Source organism: Bradyrhizobium sp. WCU1 (genome assembly GCF_053474805.1).
In genome coordinates this window covers 4,317,029-4,333,362 of the sequence record NZ_CM130280.1, presented here as the reverse complement: position 1 = coordinate 4,333,362, position 16,334 = coordinate 4,317,029, and the positions used below count along the sequence as shown (strand labels likewise).

The 16,334-nt window shown below is 66.4% G+C and carries 14 protein-coding genes; 3 read left to right on the top strand and 11 right to left on the bottom strand.

Going from position 1 to position 16,334, the window contains the following annotated elements; all coding sequences use genetic code 11:
* Window positions 1-68: 68 nt before the first annotated feature.
* From ACTUWL_RS20045 to glf, 8 genes are all read right to left on the bottom strand, one after another.
* Window positions 69-662 (bottom strand): GNAT family N-acetyltransferase, encoded by a 594-nt coding sequence (locus ACTUWL_RS20045; protein ID WP_021081341.1) that lies wholly within the window; start codon window positions 660-662, stop codon window positions 69-71.
* The gene (locus tag ACTUWL_RS20040) at window positions 662-1,489 is read right to left on the bottom strand and encodes an ABC transporter ATP-binding protein (protein WP_021081342.1); all 828 of its coding nucleotides are present in this window, start codon (window positions 1,487-1,489) and stop codon (window positions 662-664) included. Before ACTUWL_RS20040 ends, ACTUWL_RS20045 begins: the two co-directional genes overlap by 1 nt.
* Window positions 1,490-1,501: 12 nt before the next feature.
* A complete protein-coding gene (locus tag ACTUWL_RS20035; protein WP_021081343.1) occupies window positions 1,502-2,299 on the bottom strand; it encodes an ABC transporter permease in 798 nt (265 codons plus the stop codon).
* A gap of 23 nt (window positions 2,300-2,322) precedes the next feature.
* Complete coding sequence (locus ACTUWL_RS20030; RefSeq protein WP_021081344.1) at window positions 2,323-3,774, bottom strand: phenylacetate--CoA ligase family protein; 1,452 nt, start codon at window positions 3,772-3,774, stop codon at window positions 2,323-2,325.
* A 520-nt stretch (window positions 3,775-4,294) separates the two neighbouring features.
* Window positions 4,295-4,642 (bottom strand): hypothetical protein, encoded by a 348-nt coding sequence (locus ACTUWL_RS20025; RefSeq protein ID WP_021081345.1) that lies wholly within the window; start codon window positions 4,640-4,642, stop codon window positions 4,295-4,297.
* Between the two features lie 238 nt (window positions 4,643-4,880).
* Window positions 4,881-6,182, bottom strand: a complete 1,302-nt coding sequence (locus ACTUWL_RS20020; RefSeq protein WP_021081346.1) for a PQQ-dependent sugar dehydrogenase — start codon at window positions 6,180-6,182, stop codon at window positions 4,881-4,883.
* Window positions 6,183-6,787: 605 nt separating this feature from the next.
* Window positions 6,788-8,059 carry a serine hydrolase domain-containing protein gene (locus tag ACTUWL_RS20015; RefSeq protein WP_021081347.1) on the bottom strand — a complete coding sequence of 424 codons (1,272 nt, stop codon included), beginning with the start codon at window positions 8,057-8,059 and terminating at the stop codon, window positions 6,788-6,790.
* Between the two features lie 62 nt (window positions 8,060-8,121).
* Entirely contained in the window at window positions 8,122-9,327 is a 1,206-nt protein-coding gene (glf, locus tag ACTUWL_RS20010; RefSeq protein WP_021081348.1) for a UDP-galactopyranose mutase, read from the bottom strand.
* 209 nt (window positions 9,328-9,536) lie between these two features.
* Between glf and ACTUWL_RS20005 the strand changes: the two genes are divergently transcribed.
* Window positions 9,537-10,769, top strand: a complete 1,233-nt coding sequence (locus ACTUWL_RS20005; RefSeq protein WP_021081349.1) for a hypothetical protein — start codon at window positions 9,537-9,539, stop codon at window positions 10,767-10,769.
* Between the two features lie 73 nt (window positions 10,770-10,842).
* Complete coding sequence (locus tag ACTUWL_RS20000; RefSeq protein WP_021081350.1) at window positions 10,843-12,000, top strand: caspase family protein; 1,158 nt, start codon at window positions 10,843-10,845, stop codon at window positions 11,998-12,000.
* A 42-nt stretch (window positions 12,001-12,042) separates the two neighbouring features.
* On the opposite strand, the gene ACTUWL_RS19995 is transcribed toward ACTUWL_RS20000, so the two are convergent.
* Window positions 12,043-12,591 carry a DUF488 domain-containing protein gene (locus ACTUWL_RS19995; RefSeq protein WP_021081351.1) on the bottom strand — a complete coding sequence of 183 codons (549 nt, stop codon included), beginning with the start codon at window positions 12,589-12,591 and terminating at the stop codon, window positions 12,043-12,045.
* A gap of 12 nt (window positions 12,592-12,603) precedes the next feature.
* Complete coding sequence (locus tag ACTUWL_RS19990) at window positions 12,604-12,813, bottom strand: hypervirulence associated TUDOR domain-containing protein (RefSeq protein ID WP_021081352.1); 210 nt, start codon at window positions 12,811-12,813, stop codon at window positions 12,604-12,606.
* A gap of 362 nt (window positions 12,814-13,175) precedes the next feature.
* Here ACTUWL_RS19990 and ACTUWL_RS19985 point away from each other — a divergent pair, with 362 nt between their 5' ends.
* A complete protein-coding gene (locus tag ACTUWL_RS19985) occupies window positions 13,176-15,617 on the top strand; it encodes a sensor domain-containing protein (RefSeq protein WP_021081353.1) in 2,442 nt (813 codons plus the stop codon).
* Window positions 15,618-15,770: 153 nt separating this feature from the next.
* Here ACTUWL_RS19985 and ACTUWL_RS19980 read toward each other — a convergent pair whose 3' ends face one another.
* Window positions 15,771-16,313 (bottom strand): RNA polymerase sigma factor, encoded by a 543-nt coding sequence (locus tag ACTUWL_RS19980; protein ID WP_021081354.1) that lies wholly within the window; start codon window positions 16,311-16,313, stop codon window positions 15,771-15,773.
* Window positions 16,314-16,334: the final 21 nt, after the last annotated feature.

Below are 16,334 nucleotides of genomic sequence, written 5' to 3'. Positions count from 1 at the left end.
CCAAATCGCCATGCCCCCAAGGCCCTCCCATGACGGAAAAGGCCTTCTATTGCGGAAAAGATGCCGGATCAGGCCGGCTGCCCGATCGGGGCCCGGCCGCCGGCGATCCGGTCCATCAATCCGGACAGCCGCGATGGTGGCGGGCTGGCTGGCGCAATCCGGCCGCCCGCGCCGCGCAGCGCGCCCGGCGCCAGCTCGCAGGCCAGCAGACGCTCACGTTCGTAGGGGCCGGGCATGCGGAGCGCACCGGTCGACGCCGCCGAGAAGCCGAAGCGGGCGTAATAGCCGGCGTCACCGACCAGGACGACGGCGCGATGACCGAGCAGATCGGCCCGCTGCAGCGCCTGCCGCATCAGCGCAGCGCCGATGCCGAGGCACCTCACCTCCTCCGACACCGCGAGCGGGCCGAGCAGCAGGCAGGCATGACCGGTTCCGGTCACGACCGGCCACAGCCGCAAGGTGCCGACCAGGCGGCCGCCACGGCGCGCGACAAACGCGAGGCCGCGCGCAGGCTTGCGGCCCTCGCGCAGCCGCTCCGAGGTCCTGGCGAAGCGGCCAGGACCGAATGCGGCGTCGAGCAGACTCTCTCGCGCCGCCACGTCCGAACGGCGTTCCCTGCGGATCGCAACCGGTTTGTCGTTCGGAGAACCAGATGAGAACATCACGCGACCCTCGCCAGATAGATGAAGACCTCGTCGAGGTCGCGGCACTTGAAGCGTTCGGCGAGCTCTTGCGGACGCCCCATCGCGACGACGCGGCCCTGGCTCATGATCACGACGAAGTCGCAGAGCTGCTCGACCTCGGCCATGTTGTGCGAGGACAACAGGATGGTGGCGCCGCGGCGCTTCTGATAGGCGCGCAGCCGGCTACGCACCCATTCGGCGCGGTCGGGATCGAGCGAAGCCGTCGGCTCGTCGAGCAGCAGCACCTCCGGATCGTTGATCAGCGCCTTCGCCACCGCGACGCGGGTCTTCTGGCCGGCCGAGAGCCGCCCGGTGACGCGGTCGAGCACGTCGCCGAGCTCGAAGTCCTCGACCAGCTCCTCGATCCGGGCCTTGAGATTGGCGACACCGTAAAGCCGCCCGAACACCGTCAGGTTCTGGCGCACGGTGAGCCGTCCGGGTAGCGCGACATAGGGGCTTTCGAAATTCATCCGGCCGAGCACCTTGTGACGCTCGGTCGCCATGTCGTGGCCGAGCACCATGGCGCGGCCGAAGCTTGGGATCACGAGGCCCATGATCATGGCGATGGTGGTGGTCTTGCCGGCGCCGTTGCCGCCGAGCAGGCCGACGGTCCAGCCCTTGGGCACGATGAAGTTGACGTCGTCGACCGCCCAATGGGTACGGTACTGTTTGCAGAGATCCTCGACCGCGATGGCTGGCGCCTCCTCGGGATTGGCCAGGTTCGACGAGCTGCCCTGCGCGGGCGTGGCGTTCGGCGACACGGATGTCAGATGTCTGCGGGGCAGCAAGCGTTCGATGCGGCTCATGGATGTCTCCCCTTACTCGCCCATCGTGAGCAGGCCGCCCTTGTGACGGGCGCTCTGCAGCAGGGCAACGAATGTGATGAAGCCCAAGCCGAGATAGACGGCATTGAGCGCGAGGCATTCGATCATCAGGTCAGTGCGGAAGGTGCCGTCGAGCAGCACGGCGCGCATGCCCTCGAACACATAGGTCGGCGTCAGCGACCAGGCGACCGGATGCAGCCAGAGCGGCAGCGCGGCGACCGGATAGTAGACGCAGCACAGCGGCAGCAGCACGATCATGATCGAGTAGGCGAGGCTTTCGGCGCCAAAGCCCTGCCGGATCACGAGGCCTGCGACCACGAGCCCGATCGCCCAGCTGGTCAGCACCAGGTTGAGGAAGAACGCGACCAGCCCGGGCCCCATCGCGAAGACGTTGAAGCCGAACAGCACGAAGGTCAACAGCATCACCGGCAACGTGCCGATCACGAGCCGGATCAGACTCATCGCCATCAGCGAGGCCGCAAGCTCGAACGGCTGCAACGGGCTCATCATCAGATTGGCGAGGTTGCGCGACCAGATCTCCTCCAGGAAGGTGAAGGTGAAGCCGAGCTGGCCGCGGAACAGCACGTCCCAGAGCAGGACGGCGCCGAGCAGCAGGCCGGCGGTGGAGGCCATCGCCGACTTGCTGTCATAGAGGTAGGTGTAGAGGAAGCCCCACACCAGCATCTGCATCGCCGGCCAGTAGACGATCTCGAGCAGCCGCAGCGATGACGAGCGCAGGATGTAGTAGTAGCGCGCCGTCATCGCGGCGATGCGGTTCAGTGACTGTGTCATGGCACCCATCCGTGTGGCTTGCATCAGTCGAACTCGCGGCGGATCGGGCGGCGCTTGCCGACCTTGGGCGGAAATGCCAGCAGCGCGTTGGCCTGCACCCGGACCGGATGCTCGAGGCAGGCCGCGAGCAGGTCCTCGAGATGCGCGACCGAGCTGTGCAGCCGGCACGGCGGCGTATCCTGGCCGAGCACGACGCGCGCCTCGACGAGGTCGACGCCGCGCTGCACGATCTCGAACTGCGCCAGATGCAGGTTGCAGTCGAACATCCAGCGATAGGTCGCATCCAGGATGCTGCCGGCCGGCACCTTGCGGCCGTCACGGTTGACGAAGGCGTCGTTGAGCCGGCCGTCGATGCTCGCGATCTGCGACCAGTTGATGTCTGATGGCGCCGGATTGACCGGCCGGGTGATGTAATCGCCCTGGACGTAGCGGATGAACGGCATCGCCTCGTTGAGCAGATTGGTGATTACGGCGATGCCGGACTGGCCGTCGGCCTGCGGCTCCATCGTGATGGGATCGAGCACGTCGAGATGCACGGTGTCCTCGCAGACGTGATACTGGCCGTCGGGCATCTCCAGCGCGATCCGGGTCGCCTCCTCGGAGGAATATTCGTCGAGCACGGGCACGCCGAGCTGGCGCGACCATTCCTGACGCGCGGCGCGCGAGGAGTATTCCGAATGCGTCACCGCGAGATTGAGCGAAGAACGGAACTCGTCGACATGCGGCATCAGCGCATCGAGGCTCGACGGATACAGCGACAGGATCTTCGGCCCGAGATAGCGCAGATGCTGGGCGACGCGCGCCGGCGGGATCAGGTTCGAGATGAACGCGGTCGGATAATCGCCGCCGATCGAATCGAACCACCACGGCACGGTGTAGACATGGGCGAGCAGATCCTCCGCGCGGTAGTTGCCGCCGCTCTGCATCGCGAACTGGCGGACGCCCTGGATGGTGTCGGTGATGACGGCGTCATAGTCGACGCGGATCAGCAGCGTCTGGCCGGACGAGCCGGATGAACGGGTCGGAAACAGGTTTTCCGGCTTGTACTTCCTGTTGACGCACTGGTCCGGAAACGCCGCGACCAGCTCGGGCTTGGTGATGACCGGAATCTTCTGGATGTCGTCATAGTCGCGCAGATGCTCCGGCTTGAATCCCGCCGCATCATACTTGTTGCGGTAGACCGGAATGTCGCGATAGGCGAGCTCGACCAGCTCCTTGATGCGGGCGAGCTGCCGTGCGCGGATTTCGGACACCGGCAGATAGGGATGCCGCATGCATTCGCCGAGATAGTTTGCGGTGGCCGCGACCAATTCCGGCGCCGCATCGCTGGAGGGCTGGAAATCCGGACGGGTGTGCTCGGTCTCCCAGAACTGGCGCTGCGGCACGGCCGGGACGAGGGACGCGGCGGCCTGATCGTGCTCCGGCACCAGAGCAAGGCTGTCATCGGAAGTGCTAATTGCAAGGGTGGACGTCATCTTCAGCTCCATGATTGTCGGGAGACCGCCCGTTCATGGCGCTATCAATGGCGCGCGGCGCGCGTGGCCGCCGTGACGAGTGTCACACGCGGCCGCAGCCCACGCGCGCCCCATCCACCGCGGTCGTTCGAGGCTGCGGCTCGTGATGTTCGCTGACTGCCGTTAGGCGATTGCTATTTGCCCCACATCGCCTTCCTGATCCGCCCCTTGCCGCCGCATGTCCTGCAAGGCTCAGGATAGATTTTGCGTCCCGGCTCGCTCGGCTGCCTGACCTCGGGAAAACCTGTCCCGTTGCACGCGTCACACTTCTCTTCATCGGAAATAAGGTGCTTCACCATCGAACGTCCCGGATTGAAAAGATCGAAGCCCGCGGGCGCGGGATTCCGCCATCGCTACTTACGAACGAACGCGGGTCGTGGTTTCAGCTGCATGGCTGCCCCGCGCGGCAGCGCATCCGAGAGGTCAAGGGAACGATGACGGGACGACCGCCGTTATTACACTGTCTCTTCTGAACGTAGCTTCACTTCGCCTTGAGCGCCTTCTCGTGGCTCTCGAGTGCTGCCGTCATCAGCTTCGGCAATTGCGCGGCATAGACCTCGATGAAGGTCGCATCGCCGCAGCCTTGCGGATCGCGCGCGGCCTGCTCGGCGACGCGCGCGGCCTTGGCCTCGCATTTCGCGAACATGTGCCAGAACCAGTCCGGGCTCTTGCCGAGCGCCGGCTTGTTCTTCTTGATGACGGCGGCGCCGACCGCGCTCATCGCGCTGACGACGCCGGCGCCCAGCGCGCTGATAGCGCGCGCGTTAAGGATGTCCTCGCGCGCCTGCGCAGTGGCGTTGGTCGCGGTCGTTCGTGCCTTGGCCGGCATGCTCAAGCTCCTTCGATCCTGTCGATCCCTGCCGTAGGCGAAGCATCGGCCGGGGAAGTTGAGGAAGGCTCAAGGGGCATGGTTGAAAACCGCTATGGATTTCATTCCGGTTTTATGCGCTTCCGAGCGATCGGGCCTGGAGAGCTTTTGCCCTTCCCTCGGCGATCGGCGAAAGGGTAAGGCTCCTGACACATCTTCGTCGACCGGCAATCGATCGACAGCGGCGCTGAGCCGGCGTCTACGCCCCCGTCACGCGCCAGATCACGTTGCCGACATCGTCGGCGACCAGCAGCGAGCGGTCGGGGCCGAGCGCGACGCCGACCGGGCGGCCGTAGGACACCTTCTCGTCGGGCGCGAGGAAGCCCGACAGGATGTCGCGCGCCGGCCCCGAAGGGCGGCCGTTCTCGAACGGCACGAACACCACCTTGTAGCCCGACAGCGTCGAGCGATTCCATGAGCCGTGCTGGCCGATCACCATGCCGTCGGGGAAACCAGGCAAGGTGCCCTTGGGCATCCAGCACAGACCGAGCGAAGCGGTGTGCCCGCCGAGCGCGTAGTCCGGCTGGATCGCTTTGGCGACCATCGCCGGATCCTGCGGCACGCGATCGTCCACCGTCTGGCCCCAATAGCAATAAGGCCAGCCATAGAAGCCGCCGTCACGCACCGAGGTCAGATAGTCGGGCGGCGTCTCGTCGCCGATACCGTCGCGCTCGTTGACGACGGTCCACAGCACGTTGGTGCTCGGCTCCCATGCGAGCCCGACCGGATTGCGCAGGCCGCCGGCGAAGATGCGGCTGGTGCCGGCGGCAAGATCGAGCTCGTAGATCGCGGCACGGCCTTCCTCGACCGCCATGCCGTTCTCGGCGATGTTGCTGAGCGAGCCGACGCCGGCGTAAAGCTTCTTGCCGTCGGCACTCGGCAGCAGGCTGCGCGTCCAGTGCCCGTCGGGCTTGAAGGTTGCGAGTTTGCGTCCCTCCGCGGTGATGCGATCGGCGCCCGCAGTGTAGGGAAAGGCGACCACGCCGTCGGTGTTGCCGACATAGAAGGTGTCGCCGATCAACGCCATGCCGAACGGCTGGCGCAGTCCCTCCATGAAGGCACCGCGGCTTTCCGCGATGCCGTCGCCATCACGGTCACGCAGCAGCGTGATGCGGTTGGCGCTGACGCCGAGGGCCGCGGCGCGCCGCATCGTCGCCTGCATCGCATAGTGGAAGACGCTGCGCGGTGTCCCTGCGATCTGCGTCGCCTCCGCGATCAGCACGTCGCCATTGGGCAGCACGTTGATCCAACGCGGATGGTCAAGCCCGGCGGCAAAGGCGTTAACCTTGAGCCCGGGCGCGGCGGTCGGCACCTGCCCCTTGTCCCAGCCGCGCGCGGTCGGCATCTTCAGCGTCGGGATCGCGCCCTGCGATTTCGCCGCCGGAATCTGCGGCGCGTCGCCCCAGGCCGGCGCGGGCTGCGCGCCCTGCATCCGCCGCCACGCCACGGCGCCGGCCCCGATCGCCGCGACGACGCGGGCAAAAACTCCAGACGTGCTCATGAACTTCCCCTGTTATTCGCGCCGGTTATTGCGCGTTGTTATTGCCTTGCCGGCCGGCCGCGGCCCGCAGCAGCATTCGCATAATGCCGGCCCTGATGACAGTAGTTATACGATCTTCGCAGCTGCACCCGAATCGAGGACACTGGTGGCACGCTCCCTTGTCAGAGCGTTTTCCTCCCTGAGACCTTGCCCGCCCCGGTCGGCGGGCTTCCTTTTACGAACCGCCCAGCTCGGGCGCAGCTTGCCGTGGACCGTTATAGCTGGAAAAGCATAGCGATCGAGCGAATGCATGCGACCGGGCAGAGCCGGCGCGCCAATCTCGCAGCGCAAGGCTCTTCACCAAATCCCGATCCCGGCTCCGTGCAAATTCACCTTCGTCCGCGGCATCGCGGATCAGGAACGCTGCTCCGCGGCGGTCGTTGGTCGCGACACCAGCAAGGAGTGTATGCATGGAACGGAACAGCGTCGCTGATCGCTGACCGGCGTTTACCGGCAGTGGTAAGCCACGCAAATTCAACGGCCCGTCGCTCGGATTGAGCGGCGGGCCTTTTGCCATTTCGGCGAACCGATATCTGTGAACGACTCTCTCGCAATTTGGAGGACGATCACTTCACCATCGCGCCGTAGACGATGTCCTGGACGTTCTCGCGATAATATTTGCGCATCTCGCCCGGCGCCGCGGTTCCCACCACCACGACGAGACGCTCCTTCGGATCGCAGAAGAACTGCGTGCCGTAGGCGCCGTTCCAGGTGAACTCGCCGGGATTGCCCGGCACCGAGGACAGCCCCTCGCTGGTCCGCACCGCAACCGCCAGCCCGAAGCCGAAGCCGGCGCGATGCGGCTCGACCGCGGCGACGTTGTTCTTGATCTCGGGCCCGAGATGGTTCGACGTCATGTGATGCACCGTCTGCGGGCTGAGGATGCGCTTGCCGTCGAGCTCGCCGCCATTGAGCAGCATCTGCCCGAACCGGACATAGTCGCCGACGGTGGCGAACGAGCAGGCGCCGCCGCAGTCGAACCTGGTCGGCGTGTCGAGCAGCTTGATCGATTGCGGCTTGCCGGTCAGCGGATCGTTGGGGAACGGCCGCGCCAGCCGCGCACGCTGGGCCTCGTTCGGGTGGAACGTCGCCTCCTTCATGCCGAGCGGCTTCCAGACATTGGCCGCAAGATAGTCGCCGAGCCGTTCGCCCGAAACCTTCTCGACCACGGCGCCGAGCACATCGATCGAGAAGCCGTATTCGAACTCGGTGCCGGGCTGATGCACCAAAGGCAACTGGGTGATGCGGTCGATGAAGGCCTGAGTGTCGCCCTCGACCGCCGGCGCGGTGCCGTCGGGATAAAGCCGGGCCAGCGCGCTCGAACTGTCGGGCCGGCCGCCATACATCAGGCCGGAGGTGTGGCGATAGAGATCGTGGATGAAGATCGGGCGTGCCTGCGGCTCCATCGCGAGCGAGCCGTCGGCCTGCTGCACGCCGACCTTCATGTCGGCGAACGCCGGATAATAGTCGGCGACCTTGGCCTGCAGCGGCAACTTGCCCTGCTCCATCAGCGTGAGACCTGCGACCGCGGCCATCGGCTTGGTCATCGAGGCCAGCGCGAACACGGCGTCGATCGGCATCGGCGTGCCCTTGACCGGGTCGAGCTGGCCATAAGCCTTGTAATGCACGAGCCGGCCGTCGCGGGCGATCGCCACGACGGCGCCGGGCACCCGCTTGGCCGCGATCTCGCGCGCGAAGAAGTCGTCGAGCCGCGCCAGCCCCTGGTCGGAGAAGCCGACCTGGTGCGCCGAAGCTTCCGGGAGCGGCGGTGCGGCGTGAGCGATGGTGATGGCAAGACTTGTGGCGGCGGCAGCCGCGGCAATGGCGATCTTTCGCATTGTTTCCTCACCGGGGCGGGCGATTGTTATGCGATTTGGTGCCCGCAGCTCGCAGGAATAGATCACGCCGACAACGGCGACAAGGCGTGGCGACGCGCGGCGGTGCCGCCGGTGCGCATATCTTCTGCGAAGAACGGCTCGACCTCGCGCTCGAACGTCTTCAGCGCCGCGCCGATCGCCTGGTGCATGTCGAGATATTTGTAGGAGCCGAGCCGGCCGCCGAAGATGACGTTCGGATGCGCCGCCGTCATGGCGTGATAGGACGCGAGCATGGCGCGGTCGGCGGCGGTGTTGATCGGATAATACGGCTCGTCGTTGCGGCCGGCGAAGCGGGAATATTCCCGGTAGATCGTGGTCCGCGCGCCGGTATGGGTGCGCTCCGGATGCAGATGCCTGAACTCGTGGATCCTTGTGAACGGCACCTCGGCGTCGGCATAGTTGATGACGGCGGCGCCCTGGAAATCGGCGACGTCATGGACTTCGCGCGCGAAGTCGACGGTGCGCCAGCCGAGATGGCCGCAGGCATAGCCGAAGAAGCGGTCGATCGGCCCGGTATAGATCACGAGCTGGCGCGGCGTGATGCGCTCAGCGACGTCGAAATAGTCGACGCCGAGCTCGACCGCGATTTTTGGATGCTCGAGCATCCGTTGGAAGATCGCGGTGTAACCGTCGACGGGCATGCCCTCATAGCGGTCGGCGAAGTAGCGATCATCGAAGCTGAAGCGCACCGGCAGGCGGCCGATGATGTCGGCCGACAGCTCGCGCGGATCGGTCTGCCACTGCTTCTGCGTATAGCCGCGGATCAGCAGATCGTAGAGCGTGCGGCCGACCGAGGCGATGGCCTTGTCCTCGAGATTGCCGATCCCACCCGCGCCATGCGCGGCAGCCTCGGCCGCGATCACGGCGCGCGCCTCGTCAGGCGACATGATGCGGCCGAAGGCGGCGCACACCGTCGCAAGGTTGATCGGCATCGAATAGACACGGCCGTTCGCCACCGTGAAGACGCGGTGACGGTAGTCGGTGAAATACGTGAAGCGCTGCATATAGCGCCAGACCGTCTCGGAATTGGTGTGGAAGATATGCGTGCCGTAGCGGTGCACCTCGACGCCGCTGTCGGAATCCACTTCCGAGTAGGCATTGCCGCCGATATGCGGCCGCCGGTCGAGCACACAGACCGAGCGACCGAGCCTGCTGGCCGCCTGCTCGGCGATCACGGCGCCGAAGAAGCCCGCGCCCACCACCACGACCTCGAAGCTATCAAGCTGCATGTGGCCCCGCTCCCCGCGGGCGCAGGCGGCAGCCCGCCGCGACATCCCGACGGAACTTCAACGGCGCTGCGGTCGACTTCCGGCGAAGATTTTGGTTAAGGCCACGATAATTCCGAGCCCGGAACGGCCGGCTCGGCCGTTCAACTGGCAGCATGCGAAGCGGTGGATTTGTCCGCGCACGCGGCAACAGCATCATGCGCGGGGGCTCCATGTCCGTGATCTGCGTCCTGTACTCCAGCAACACGACCTATGATTCACTGCGCGGCATCCTCGCGATGGCCGCCGCCGAGCTCGACCGGCTCGGGCACGAGGTCAAGATGCTCGACCTGCTGGCGCCGGATTTCTCGGCCCGGCTCAACGCCCTGCTGCCGCGGAAGGCCGAGACGATGGCGCTCGGCTTCTCCGGCATCGGGCTCGACATCCACACCAAGGACGGCAGGCTGTTCTGGGACGTGGCCCAGATCCCGGTCTTCACCTGGTTCTGCGACCATCCCTGCTACTTCGCCAAGCGGCACGGGCTCGAGAGCCGCTATACCGCGCATGGCTACGTGTTTCCGGACCACGCCGCATTCAACCGCGACCACCTCGGCGCCAATGGCAGCGTGTTCGCGACCCATATGGGCATCCCCGATCCCGGCTTCTTCGGCGGCCTGCCGCCCGAGCAGCGCAACGGCCGGCTGGTGTTCGCCAAGTCGGGCTGGAATCCGCTGGGGCTCGAGCGCGGCTGGCGCAAGACCATGCCGCCAAAGCTGTTCGCGCTGCTGTTCGACGCGATCGCCGAGGCGCGCGGCAAGACCTGCGGCGCGTTTCCGAAGATCATCGTCGACGTCGCCGAGCGGCATCTGGTCTATCTGACGCCGGGCGGCGATCTGTTCAACGTGATCCTGACCCGGCTCGACAACTACACCAGGGGCGTGCGCACCCGTGAAGTCGGCGCCGTGCTTGCCGACTACCCGGTCGATTTCATCGGCGGCGGCTGGAGCGATCTCGACGTCACCGGGCGCCCGGCCCGCGTGCTCGGCGCGATGACCTTCGATGCGATGCGCGAGGGCCTCGGCAGCTATCTCGGCGCGGTCTCGCTCAATCCGAATATCGACCAGTCGGTGCATGACCGGGTGTTCTTCGCGCTCGGCGCCGGCACCGTGCCGGTGTTCGACGCCAACCGCTTCTCGGCCGCGGAGATGCCGCATCTCGCCCGCTACAGCTTCGGCCAGGACACGGCCAGCATCGCCGCCAGCGTCGAGGCGGTGCTTGCCGATCCTGCCGCGGCGCAGGCTGCGACCGCCGCCACGATGAGCGAGCTCTATCCGCGCTTCTCGATGCAGCGGTCGGTGCAGGACATCCACGAGATCACGATGTCGATCGCGGGCGCCGCCGGCGCCGGCCTGTTGCCGGCCGAGCCGGTGCCGGCCGGCGTCTGGACGCCGAAGCAGGCGGCCTGACGCGGAGCCATTTCGATGGCCGGCTCGCGCCGGCTGCGATACCCTGCACCCATCACCTCCGAACGGGTCCAGGATGAACCGGCGCGCGTTTGTTTCGGGACTGGCTGTCGCGGCGCTCGCCGGCGTTGCGCCGCTGCCCGCCGCCGCCGACGGCAAGCGGGTGGCGCTGGTGATCGGCAACGGCGCCTACAGAAGCGTGCCGGCACTGACCAATCCGCCGACCGACGCCGGCGATATCGCTGCGGCGCTGAAGCGCCTCGGCTTCGCCGTTACCCTGATCAGGAACGGCAGCTTCGATGACATGCGGCGCAGCCTGATCGCGTTCGGGCGCGAGGCCGCAGGTGCCGACATGGCAACGGTGTATTTCGCCGGCCACGGCATGGAGATCAACGGCGACAACTGGCTGATCCCGGTCGATGCCGAGCTGAAGCGCGATACCGATGCTGCGAATGAAGCGATCAGCCTGCAGAGCGTGATGCTGCAGGTCTCGAGCACCGGAAGTCTCGGCCTCGTCATCCTCGACGCCTGCCGCAACAATCCATTCGCGACGAAGATGAGCCGCTCGATCGCGACCCGCGCCGCCGCGACCAGCGGGCTCGGCCGCATCGAGCCGGTCGGCAACGTGCTGGTGGCCTATGCCGCGCGCGACGGCACCACCGCGCTCGACGGCGACGGCCGCAACAGCCCGTTCGCCGCAGCCTTGTTGCGCAACATCGAGGCGCCGGGCGTCGAGGTCACCTTCATGTTCCGCAACGTCCGCGACGACGTGATGGAGGCGACGCGCAACGAGCAGCAGCCCTTCGTCTACGGCTCGCTTTCGCGCAAGGCGATCTATCTGGCAGCGCCGCCCGCCGAGACCGCAAGCGCGAAACAGGCGAACAATGCGCCGGCAGCGGCCGCTCCGGCATTATCGGCCCCGCCGGCAACGCCAGTCGGCGCCATCGATCCCGCGCTGGTCGGCACCTGGGAGATCATGGTGGCGAGCGGCCGCGGCCAGTCGCGCTGGATCTGGCAGATCATGGCCGACGGCACCTACAAATTCCACGCCGAGCCGTTCCGCTCGGCACAAGCCCACGAAGGCACCGTGACCTTCGCCAACGGCCGCTGGACGCTGCATGCGCTGAAGGGCATGAGGAACTATAGCGACGCCGGCTCCTACGAGGTTCATGACGCGACTGCTGTCATCACGGGCAAGCTCGGCACCGGCTATTGGAAGCGCAGCGTGGAGTGAGGCGCATGGCACACCGCGGTCGCCGCGGGTTGCATCACGCTCTCATAGATCGAGCTGCCCCGTTGCCGGATAGACCACCGTCCCATCGCCCTGCACGAGCGCGCCTTCGGTGAGCCGGGCAGGCTCGAGCCGGCCCTCTCCCATGATGTGGACGACGCTCTCGCCGGCCGCGATCAGATAGTCGGCGACGATGCGGCGGTGGCAGCGCCACCACACCGCCTCCGAGCACATCATCGCGCAGCGTTGCGCGCGACCCTCATTGCGCAGATGCTGCAGGCCTGCGTGAAACTGCGGCGACAACGCATAGTCGGCGTAATTGTGAAAGCTCTCGTTGCTCCAGAAGCCGTTGACCGAAGGCGGCACGTTGCGCGCCTTGCCGCGCAGCCCGCCGAGATCGGCCAGATGCTCATACGAGATGGCCGTGGCCTTGAGCGAACCGGGAAGCGTGTCCTTGTTGAACTGCGGATTGGTTCGCGAGCGCGGCACCGTTCTGATGTCGACCACGCGATCGATGCCGGCCGCGGTGAGGACGGCGACGAAATCCTCGAGACTGCGGTTCGAATGACCTATCGTGAAGAACGGAAGCGCCATGCCGCGGCTCTGCTAGGCAGGATGGAGCGCGCTGCCCTTGTGGGCTGCGACGTGATCGGTCTTGTCGCTCTTGATCTCGTATTGCGGATCGGCTTCCGAGGCGCGGTGCATGTGCCCCTTGTAATCGAAATCACGCGTGTGAACCGCGATGATGGTGCCGGAGACGCGTCCGGCCTCGGAGTTCCAGCTGACGTGATCGCCGACCTTGAATCTCCTGGTCATCTTTGTAGCGTCCTTCGTGCGCGGGATGCCAAGGGGATACCAAGCGGATGCCAACGCAATCTGAGCTTGCCCGCGGCAGCAAAGAGTTTCATCCAGGTTAAGTTCCTCCCCATCCCGAATGCCGGTTGCGGGATTCACCGATACTATACCAAATCTGCGGAAGAGCCCCCGACTGTGAGCGGCATCGCTCCAAGGTTGTCGCGCTATATGCTAACGAGTTTGCCGCGTAATTGTACGTTGGCGTTTTTGGTTGGGGACCGATGGCCGCTCGTAAACTGCCGCAAGGGCAGGCCCCCACGCGGGTAGCGCGTCGACGCTGGAATGAGGAACGGTCGCTGCGATGCGCCATCAGGATGGCCCGCATGGGCTACTGGGAATCGCACAGCGCCGCCGCGACCGATGTCTGGATATCGCCCGAGTTCGCCGCCTTCTACGAATTCGAGACGCGCGACGGCTTCATCCCGATCGCCGCGGTGCGCGAGCGCTATTTGCCCGAAAGCCGGAAGGTTCTGGAGGCGCATTACGCCGCCTGCTGGGCGGAGGGGCAGCCCTATGCGGTCCAGACGCGGCTGCGCAGGTCCGACGGCAGCGTGCTCGACTGCGTAGTGCATGGCGAGCCGGAATTCGACGCGCGCGGTCAGGTCCGGCGCGTGTCCGGCATTGTCCGCGACGTCACGGAGGAGACCTCCGCGCTGCGGCGCCTCGCCGAGAGCGAGCAGCGGCTGGCCGATTTCGTTTCTACCGCTTCGGACTGGTGCTGGGAGAGTGCCCCCGACCATCGGCTGCTGCCCTATCCCAAATCGCTTCCCGGCAATGCCGCCTTCCAGACGGTGGCCTCCGGCGGCAAAGCACGCTGGGAGCTGGCTTACGCGCCTGAGGACGCGGAGGGTATGGCGCAGCATCGGGCCGACATGGAGGCCCATCGCCCTTTTCGCGACTTCACCTATACGCTGATCGGCAAGGACGGCTCGCGCGTCAGCATCTGCACCAGCGGCAAACCGATCTACGCCGAGGACGGCAGCTTTCTCGGCTACCGCGGCACGGCCAGCGACATCACCCAGCTCAGGGCGGCCAAGGCGTTGCTCGACCAGCGCACGCGGGCGCTGGAGGAAGCCCACCGGCTCGGCAAGATCGGCACCTGGAGCTATCGGCTCGACACCGGCCGCACGACCTGGGCACCCGAGCTCTATCAGTTGCTCGGCTTCGATCCGGCGACGTTCGAGCCGACCAATGCGAGCGTGATGCCCCATTTCCTGGGCGGCGACGCCGACCGCCTCCGCGAGGTGCAGAAACGGGTGCTCCGCACCCGCCGGACCGAGGCGACGGATTTGCGCATCCTGCACGCGGACGGCACCGCCCGCGACCTGGCGGTCATCTGCAAGGCCGAGATCGCCCACGACAAGGTCATCGGCATCGTCGGCACCGTGCAGGACGTCACCGAGCGCAAGGAGGCCGAGCGCCAGCTCGAGCAGCTCGCCTACAGCGATCCCCTGACCGGGCTCGCCAATCGCGCGCTGTTCACGCGCCAGCTCGCCGCCATGATCGAGGGCTGCGCCGTCGAAGGCCGCGGCGGCGCGCTGCTGCTGATCGACCTCGATCGCTTCAAGGAGGTCAACGATTCGCTCGGTCATGCCGCCGGCGACCAGTTGCTGATCCAGGTGGCGGCTGCACTGCGCCAGGACCTTGGGCCGCGCGCCTTCATCGCCCGACTCGGCGGCGACGAATTCGCCGTGCTGGCGGAGGGACGCGGCATGTCCGACGCCGCGCTGACCGGACTTGCCAACCGGCTGATCGGCAGGCTCTCGGTCCCGGTCGATCTCAGCGAGGGCGAGGCCTGCGTCGGCGCCACCATCGGCATCGCCCGCCTGCCGGAGCATGGGGCGACGGCGGAGACCGCCGTGCGCAACGCGGATCTCGCGCTCTACATGGCCAAGGAGGCCGGGCGCGGCCGGGCCCAGCTGTTCGAGCCGGTCTATGCCCAGGCGGTCGATCAACGGCTCGACCTCGGCCGCCATCTGCGCCACGCCGTGGAAGCCGGTACGCTCGAGGCCCATTACCAGCCGCAACTCGACCTGCGGACCGGACGCGTCACCGGCTTCGAGGCGCTGCTGCGCTGGACCCATCCCGAGCGCGGGCCGATCTCGCCGGCCGAGTTCATCCCGATCGCGGAAAGCTCCGGGCTGATCGTCGATCTCGGCCTGTGGGTATTGCGTGAGGCCTGCCGGCAGGGCCGCGCCTGGCTGGATGCCGGGCTGCCGCCGCGCACCGTCTCGGTCAACGTCTCGCCGGCGCAGATCTGGAACGTGGACTTCGAGACGGCCGTCGCGGCCGTGCTGGCAGAGACCGGCTTTCCGGCGGAGCTGCTCTGCCTGGAGCTGACCGAAAGCCTGTTCGTCGATCATACCGAGCAGCGGATCAGCCGCACGCTGACGGCGCTCTCTGATCTCGGCGCCCGGCTGGCGCTGGACGATTTCGGCTCGGGCTATTCCTCGCTCGGCTATCTGACGCGCCTGCCGTTCGACTGCCTGAAGGTCGACCGCGCCTTCGTCGACGGCATTTCCACCGCGCCGGAGAAGCGCAAACTGCTCGGCGGCATCATCGCCCTGTCGCATGGGCTCGGCATGACGGTGGTGGCCGAGGGCGCCGAATTGCCGGCCGAGGTCGACGTGCTCGGCGGGCTCGATTGCGACCTGGTGCAGGGCTTCGTGTTTTCCCCGCCGATCGCCGCCGACAAGGCGCCGCTGGTGGCCGCCAGCATCGAGCGCGAGGCGTACCGGATCCAGCCCAAACGCAAGCGCCACTAGAGCATGATCCGGAAAAGTGCGAAGCGGTTTTCCGAAAAGATCATGCTCAGACAACAAGCTAAAGCGCGATGATGATTCACTAATCTCATCGTGCTTTAGGCGGCGACCTTCAACCTTCTCAACGTCAAGGTCTCGCGGGATCGGCGGAAGCAGCTACCACCGCAGCCGTGGCCCGCCGAGACGACGGGCCACCGTGCGGCCAAGGGCATTCGCGCAGTGGAGCAAGGCCAGCTTGAGATCATTTTCGACCGTACGAAGGCCGATCTGCAAACGGTCCGCCACCTCTTGTGCCGTTGCGCCCTCGATCGAGATGTCCTGGAGCACCCGGCGAGGCCTCTCGGGAAGCTCGGCCAACGCAGATTTGAAGGCCGCGATCTCGGAGCGTGCCTCGACCACCCGTGCGGCGTCGGGCTGATTGTCGCAGACATCCAACAGCGCATCGACCTCGGACGCGCCGAGACGATGGGTCTGGGCCCTGTGCCGATCCTTCGCGACATTGATGGCGATACGAAAGAGAAAGTCGGGCGGGCTGCGGACCGGCGCCGCATCCGTGACCCGATCCAGCCGCAGGAATGTCTCGTGCAGCGCCTCGTGGGCGAAGTCGGAGGACCCCAGGCGGCGCGTCAGCCTTGCGATGAGACCATCATAGTTCTCCACCAGCTGGTCGCGCAGCCTCGCCTGGTTGGTATTGCCCACGTTCAGCGCCCCCAAACTATT

Bases quoted from the DNA above. Each gene is read 5' to 3' on its own strand.
- ACTUWL_RS20025 (WP_021081345.1), bottom strand. From the start codon at position 4,642: ATGCCGGCCAAGGCACGAACGACCGCGACCAACGCCACTGCGCAGGCG.
- ACTUWL_RS19995 (WP_021081351.1), bottom strand. From the start codon at position 12,591: ATGGCGCTTCCGTTCTTCACGATAGGTCATTCGAACCGCAGTCTCGAG.
- ACTUWL_RS20005 (WP_021081349.1), top strand. From the start codon at position 9,537: ATGTCCGTGATCTGCGTCCTGTACTCCAGCAACACGACCTATGATTCA.
- ACTUWL_RS19990 (WP_021081352.1), bottom strand. From the start codon at position 12,813: ATGACCAGGAGATTCAAGGTCGGCGATCACGTCAGCTGGAACTCCGAG.
- ACTUWL_RS19985 (WP_021081353.1), top strand. From the start codon at position 13,176: ATGGGCTACTGGGAATCGCACAGCGCCGCCGCGACCGATGTCTGGATA.
- ACTUWL_RS20020 (WP_021081346.1), bottom strand. From the start codon at position 6,182: ATGAGCACGTCTGGAGTTTTTGCCCGCGTCGTCGCGGCGATCGGGGCC.
- glf (WP_021081348.1), bottom strand. From the start codon at position 9,327: ATGCAGCTTGATAGCTTCGAGGTCGTGGTGGTGGGCGCGGGCTTCTTC.
- ACTUWL_RS20040 (WP_021081342.1), bottom strand. From the start codon at position 1,489: ATGAGCCGCATCGAACGCTTGCTGCCCCGCAGACATCTGACATCCGTG.
- ACTUWL_RS20035 (WP_021081343.1), bottom strand. From the start codon at position 2,299: ATGACACAGTCACTGAACCGCATCGCCGCGATGACGGCGCGCTACTAC.
- ACTUWL_RS20000 (WP_021081350.1), top strand. From the start codon at position 10,843: ATGAACCGGCGCGCGTTTGTTTCGGGACTGGCTGTCGCGGCGCTCGCC.
- ACTUWL_RS20015 (WP_021081347.1), bottom strand. From the start codon at position 8,059: ATGCGAAAGATCGCCATTGCCGCGGCTGCCGCCGCCACAAGTCTTGCC.
- ACTUWL_RS20045 (WP_021081341.1), bottom strand. From the start codon at position 662: ATGTTCTCATCTGGTTCTCCGAACGACAAACCGGTTGCGATCCGCAGG.
- ACTUWL_RS20030 (WP_021081344.1), bottom strand. From the start codon at position 3,774: ATGACGTCCACCCTTGCAATTAGCACTTCCGATGACAGCCTTGCTCTG.